Source organism: Kitasatospora sp. NPDC058406 (genome assembly GCF_042722765.1).
Lineage (GTDB): Bacteria > Actinomycetota > Actinomycetes > Streptomycetales > Streptomycetaceae > Kitasatospora.
Genome location: NZ_JBHXKE010000144.1, coordinates 1 through 4,785 on the forward strand (window position 1 = coordinate 1; position 4,785 = coordinate 4,785).

General features: G+C 74.4%; 3 protein-coding genes and 1 pseudogene. 2 read left to right on the forward strand and 2 right to left on the reverse strand.

The annotated features are described in order from the left end of the window. Positions 1–257 precede the first annotated feature (257 nt). Positions 258–1,532, reverse strand: coding sequence for a hypothetical protein (locus tag ACFWOG_RS25630; protein ID WP_380361131.1), 1,275 nt, complete (start codon positions 1,530–1,532; stop codon positions 258–260). Positions 1,533–1,704: 172 nt separating this feature from the next. Between ACFWOG_RS25630 and ACFWOG_RS25635 the strand changes: the two genes are divergently transcribed. Beyond that, complete coding sequence (locus ACFWOG_RS25635) at positions 1,705–2,664, forward strand: LysR family transcriptional regulator (protein ID WP_380361132.1); 960 nt, start codon at positions 1,705–1,707, stop codon at positions 2,662–2,664. A gap of 410 nt (positions 2,665–3,074) precedes the next feature. Here ACFWOG_RS25635 and ACFWOG_RS25640 read toward each other — a convergent pair whose 3' ends face one another. Further along, positions 3,075–3,440 (reverse strand): hypothetical protein, encoded by a 366-nt coding sequence (locus ACFWOG_RS25640; RefSeq protein WP_329951706.1) that lies wholly within the window; start codon positions 3,438–3,440, stop codon positions 3,075–3,077. A gap of 305 nt (positions 3,441–3,745) precedes the next feature. On the opposite strand from ACFWOG_RS25640, the pseudogene ACFWOG_RS25645 reads away from it, so the two are divergent. Next, a pseudogene (locus tag ACFWOG_RS25645) lies at positions 3,746–4,785 on the forward strand (hypothetical protein); the annotation flags it as partial.

A 4,785-nucleotide genomic window follows, 5' to 3' on the forward strand; every position in this document is an offset into this window, starting at 1 on the left:
CCGGGCCCGGGGGGCGGGGACGGGGCGGTGGCCGTCGGGGCGGTTCACGGGGATCAGGGGGGCGGGGTCGTCGACGGGATCGCCCGCGCGGGGGGGGGGGGCGCCGGCGGCCGCGCTACGGCGGGCGCCTGCGGCAGGGCTCAGGGCGGGGTCCCCGGACTGACCGGGCCGGTGGCGCCGGTCAGCAGGAGTTGACCCACTGGTGCGAGGCGATGTTGTCGTGCAGGGCCGCGCCACCGCCCGAGCCGTTGTAGGGCTCAGCAGGTGCCGACGCCGGGCAGTTGGTTGCCGGGCGACTGGAGGTAGATGTTCGTCACGTAGCCGCCGTACTGCGGCAGGTACGCCCACCAGTCGTTGGTGTAGGGCGGAACGGAGACCGTCTCGCCCTGCTTCTGGCACGTCACCAGCACCTCGACACCGGCGGGCAGCACGGTGATCGCCGACTGGGAGGTGTTGGCCTGCGGCCGGACCCGGACGTTCTCGCCCCAGGTCCCGAACCAGGTGCCGGCCGGCTGGACGGCACCCGGGACGCTCAGCGAGCGGGTGAGCCGGCCGAGGTCGGTGTAGGCCTTGCCGTAGGTGGTGCCCACGGGGTGCGACGTGTAGACGGCCACGATGGTGCGGTCGCCCGTGCCGACGGTGCCGGTACTGTGCAGGACCGGCCGGGTGAGGTCCACCGCGAGGGTGCCCGCCTCACCCGCCTCACCCGCCTCGCGCACCTCCCGCCCGTCGCCCGTCGTGCCCGTGCCGCCCGCCTCGCCCGCGGCGTTCGGCGTGTCGACGGACGCGACCGTCGGGGGGTGGGGCGGCTGCGGCGTGCAGCCGCCCGAGGAGAAGCCCGACCAGCCCTGCTTGACCGCCCAGGACTGCGCGAACGATCCGGCGATCCCGAAGTGCTGGTCGAAGCCGTCCGTACCGCACCGGGTCGAGGCGTGGAGGTTCCCGAGCACGAAGTCCCGCACCGCCGCCGGGGCCTGCTCCAGCAGGTAGCGGTAGATCCGCACGGTGTCGGCCGCCGTGACGGCGGTGTAGCCCCAGACGCCCGCGCTGGTCGCGGGCGGGCGGGCGGTGTCCGTCAGCGCGAGCCGGGTGACCATCCGGTCGACGATCGCGCCGCCGCCGTTGTTCAGCCAGTAGTAGCTGGCCGCGTCGTCGTCGCTGCTGCGCAGCATGGCCTCCAGCCGCGCGCGGTCGGCGGAGGGGATGTCGTAGGTGGGTCCCCGGTTCCACAGGTAGTCGAGGGCGATCAGCAGTTTGACCACCGAGGCGGAACGGAACTGGGTGGAGGAGTTGAGCTGTTCGGTGAAGGTGCCGGTCTGACGGTCGTAGACGGCGACGCCGGCGGTGACGCCGGGCGGCACCTGGACGGAGGTGACGGCCTCCGCGTGGACGGGAGGCCCACCGGCGGGCCGTCCGGCGGCGCCGACGGCCCCGGCCGCCGTCGGCGCCGAGACGGCCGTGAGACAGGCTCCGGCCAGGAGAAGGGCAAAGGTGGTGCGCGCGCCGGATCGACGCGACTGCGTACGAGACATGACGGACTCCGCGAACTCGCCGTAGGAACTGCCCGGTTGGGGCCTGTGCCCGCGCACCCGGCCGGCGGTGGCCGGCCCGGTCGGCGGATTGGTCCAGACATTTCCACAGTCGGGCGAACATGTCAGCATGCATGATCATGCAGAAAAATAGTTCGTTGATAGATTGACTGTCATGGACGCAGCACAGGGTCCCCTGCGGACCTCCCGACCGGACGGTACGCCGGCAGGGCCGAGCATCCACCAACTCCGGCTCTTCCTCGCCCTCAGCGCGGAACTCCACTTCGGCCGCACCGCGGCCCGCCTCTTCATCACCCAGTCCGCCCTCAGCCGGCAGATCCGCGATCTCGAACGGCGGCTCGGCGTCAGACTGCTGGAGCGCACCAACCGCGCGGTCGCGCTCAGCGCCGCGGGCCGGGCCCTCCTCCCGGAGATCCGGGCAGCCGTCGACGCGGCCGACCGGCTGAGACTGGCCGCCCAGGCCCAACTGAGACACGCCGGAGCGGAGTTGATCGTCGGCATGACCGGCGCCCAGGCCTCCCAGCCGCACACCGCCGCCGTCCTCCGGGCCCTGCGGCGGCACTGCCCCGGCATCACCACGAAGATCACCGCACTCGACTTCGCGCACCAGGGCACAGCCCTCATCGAGGGCTCGGTCGACGTGGCGTTCCTGCGCCCGCCCACGGCGGACGGCATCGAAGTCCACCTGCTGGCCGCCGAACCGCGCGTCGCCTGCCTGCCCGCCCGGGACCCGCTGGCCACCCGCCCCGCCGTCCCGCTCGACCTGCTCGCCGGCCGGCCGGTGGTCGCCACCCCGCCGCAGGCGCCACGGGCGTGGCGCCGGTTCTGGGCGGTCGACCCCCGGCCCGACGGCTCCCCCGTCCGCTACGGGCCGGTCGCCTCCGACATCGAGACCCTGCTGCACGCCGTCGCGGAAGGCGAGGGGGTGGCATTCCTGCCCGCCTCCGTCCGCGAGCTGTACCCACGCGCCGGGGTGCGCTTCGTCGACGTCCCCGGGCTCCCGCCGACCCACTCGGCGCTGGCCTGGTCGGCCCGGCACCGCGACCGGCCCACCGTGGCGGCGGCCCGTCTGGCAGCGACGTTCGTCGGCCCCGCCGACCCGCCACCGCCCTGACCGACCCGCCCGGGCGGCAGGGACCGGGGGGACGTCCCGCCGGCACCACCGGGATGAACTCCCCCATCGAGGCGATCGCGCCTACTCCAGAGACGCGGCCGGCGGGGCGGCACGACCTACCCGGACGGGGCCGGAAATATCGGCACGACCGGCGAGAACCGCCCCATGGAGATGTTCTGGCTCAGCATCATCCACGTCAACCGACCGGACGCCAGGCTCCGGACGAACGCCGTTGACCCGACCCCCGTACCGAAACAGAGGGCCGGGTCGACGGCGGCGCGCCACCGCCCCGCCAGGCGAGTCCGCCCGCCGGAGCGGCAACGCGGTCGAACTCGGCGCCGGCCACCGCCCGTTCCCGGCCCGGCACACCCCTCACCAGGGGCCGCAGCATCCGGGCGCCCGGTGGTCTCCTACTTCCGGATGCCGTAGATCCACACGCTGCCGACCGTCTCGCGGGTGGTCAGGGTGACACGGTCCGTGCCAGGACCGCCGTCGGTGATGACGATGCACATCGGAGTGCCGAGCACGGTGCGGGCCTCGACCTTGGTGATCGTGTAGCCCGGGTACGACCCGCTGAAGCTGCCCCCGATCCCGACGACCTGAGCGACAACCCCCGTGTTGATCAGGGCATCACCGGGCTGACGGCTCCCTGCCTCGTTGCACGCCTTCAGCCGCAGCGTGGTGGCGTGGGCGGCGGGGGCCACCGAGGCCAGGGTGAGGAGCGAGAGGGCGGCCGCGGCCGCGAGGCAGGCACTCCGTGCGCGCGTAGTTGTCATGCGGCGACCGTCCGCCCGGGCCCGCCCCGCTGCAAGCCGGGCAGGCCGCCCGCTGCTCCGAACACCATGTCGGGCCTGGTGGGGCCCGTACTCCTCGCGAGCGTCGACGGCCCTTGCCCGTGCGCACGACCGGCCGTCGCGTCCACGGCCCGGCCCGGCCCGGCCCGTACGGCAGCCGATGGGGTGATCTTGCAGGTCATCGCCCTCGTGGTAGCAGCCGGTCGGCCTCGGTGCTGTGCGCATCCTGTGCGCACCCGGGACGCGCCGACGCTCCGGGCTCCCGACCACGAAGGTGATCCCGCCCGATGACCGAACACCGCCGCAGACCGTCCGGCCTGACCGCCACCGCCGTCTCCCTGGCCCTACTGCCCCTCCTCGCACCCTGCCCGACCGCACTGGCCCAACCGCGCGCGACACCCTCACGCGCGGCCGACCAGTGGTCGGAGCTGCGCGTTCTCGGGCAGTGCCTGACCGTCGAACAGACCCTCCAGACGCGGCTGCGTACCTGCACCTCGGAACTCGGCGAGCCCACCCCCGCCGGGCAGCAGTGGCGACTCGACCCCCAGGGCACCCTCCACAGCGCCGTCACGGGCGACCTCGCCCTCGGCCTCCAGCCCGGCAGCACCCCCTCCAGGGGGGCACCGACCGCGCCCGTCCCTGCCGTCGCCGCCACCGGTGCCTGGTCGTACGACGCGTCCGCCGGCAGCCTGACGTGGAAGGGCGGCCCGTACGTCCTGGACTTCAACGTCGGCGAGGACCGGGCCACGCTGTACACACCGGGAAGCGGCAGCAACCAGCGGTGGACGTTCAGCCCCGGCTACACCGCCGTCACCCCGGCCGCAGGAGATGCCGGCGAACTGAGAACCGGTGGACGCTGTCTGACGCTCGCTCCGATCGTCACTCCCGACCGCTCGGTCTCGGTGGAGCCGTGCGCGTCGGTCGCCGGGAAGCCGACACCGCCGACCCAGCGGTGGACCGTCACCCCGGAGGGCCGGGTGCAGAGCTCCGCCGCGCCCTACCCGGTGCTCGACGTGCGCAACGGCCCCGGCTGGTACGCCAGCACCGTCGTCGCACGGCCCGTCAGCAACGGCACCGACCAGTCCCGCTGGCAGTACGCCGCGGACACGGGAACCCTGCGCTGGGCGGGCGACCCGACCCTCGCCCTCGACCACTACCGGAACAGCGGCTTCGCCGGGCTCTACCCGGCGAACGGCGGCGGCAACCAGACCTGGACCCGGTTCCCGGCCGCCGATCGGCCGGGACCCGCCCCGGCCCCGGGCGCCCCCGGCGCCGCCGCCCCGCCCCCCCGATCCCCCCCCCGTGGCACCCTCCGCAGGTCCGCCCC